Raw genomic sequence first — 1,539 nt, 5'->3', positions numbered from 1 at the left:
CCCGGTACGGCAGCCGTACTTTGGCGTGTGAGCTGGGCGAACACCGCTGATCGACACGGTGTTGTGATCGGTTCGCCAGACACAAGAACGGCCACCCGAAGATCGTTGCTGTGTGAAGAGAAAACAACCACGGGCGGCCGCTGCCCTGATGATAGAGGCCCACCAAGCCCAGGACGACCTCAACGCCCTGATGAGCGGGATACGTGACTGCTTCGCCCGCATCCAACCGTGGCTGACCGCCACCGGCTACGTCCGAGCAGTGCTCTCTGAGGTGCCCGAACGCAACGGGTGGGCCATCGCGGAGTGGATCGGCCACCGCACCCCCGACAAAGTCCAACGCTTGCTGAACCGGGCCACCTGGAACAGCGACGCGGTCATGCGAGCGGTCCGCGCCCATGTCGTGAGCGGCCTGGATGAGGCGGCCCCTGCCACCAGCATGAGAGTCGGGGCGCTGGACGAGACCGGACAGGAGAAGAAAGGCCAGGACACCGCAGGGGTCAAACGCCAACACATGGGGTGCTCAGACGGGGTCGCCAACGGGATCAACACCGTGCACCTGTCCTATGTGCGAGGCGGGGTCGGACACTCCCTGATCGGGTGCCGGCAGTGGATCCCCGCTGAACAGGTGGAGGCCCCGGCGCGGGCCGCCCAGATGGGACTGCCCCAAGATCTGGAGTTCGCGACCAAGGGAGAACTGGCCATCCGGGTCCTGTCCCAGGCCCACGCCGATGGGGTCCTCTTCGATTTCGTGTGTGGCGATGAGGTCTACGGAAACAGCCCTGACCTACGACGTTACTGCGAACAGAACCAGCAGGGGTATGTGCTGCGCATCCCCTCCAACTTCCCGGTGGTCCTGGGCGATGGAACCAGCACCACGTGTAAACACATCGTGCGCCGGCACCTGAGGCAGAAGAAGCGGTGGCAGATCCTCTCAGCCGGCAGAGGGGACAAGGGCGACCGGTTGTATGCCTGGGCGTGGGTGGCCACCAACTCGGCCCAGCACTGGCTACTGGTGCGCAAACACCTGGCGACCGGCGAGTGCGTCTATCACCTGTGCTACGTCCCCCGGGACCGGCCGGTGACACTGCGGCGGTTGGTCACCGCGGCGGGGCTGCGGTGGCCCATCGAGGAGGATTTCGAGTTCGGTAAGGACCTGTTCGGTCTGGACCAGGCCCAGGTCAGGCTGTATGAGGCGATCCGACGCCACACCGTTCTGGTCATGCTCGCCCTGGCGGTGTGTGCTGTGGCCGCCGCCCGTGCCCGCCCCGGCACCGATACCCAAACGCCACCCCCAAGGGGCCCCGATGACAGGCCGCCCATCGAGCCCGGCCATGTGGGACTGACCGTGGCCGCGATCAAGAACCTGCTCAGCGCTTTGAACTCGCACCGGCCCACCCTCGAACACAGGATCCACTGGCAGAACTGGCGCGACCGTCACCGGGCCCGTGCGCGCTGGCACCATCAGCGGACCCGTCTCGCGCGCCCACTTCAACACCCGTATCCGCAGGTCAACTAACAAAGTACGGCTGCCGTACCGGG

General features: G+C 65.9%; 1 protein-coding gene. It reads left to right on the top strand.

What is annotated here, in order from left to right; translation table 11 throughout:
• The first annotated feature begins 148 nt into the window (after positions 1-148).
• Complete coding sequence (locus NLI01S_RS24760; protein WP_067609321.1) at positions 149-1,516, top strand: IS701 family transposase; 1,368 nt, start codon at positions 149-151, stop codon at positions 1,514-1,516.
• The last annotated feature ends 23 nt before the right edge of the window (positions 1,517-1,539 follow it).

It is taken from the genome of Nocardiopsis listeri NBRC 13360, assembly GCF_001570765.1.
In the GTDB taxonomy this organism is placed as follows: domain Bacteria; phylum Actinomycetota; class Actinomycetes; order Streptosporangiales; family Streptosporangiaceae; genus Nocardiopsis; species Nocardiopsis listeri.
Note: the sequence above shows the minus strand (reverse complement) of the source record. Positions and strands in the feature narration are given on the sequence as shown.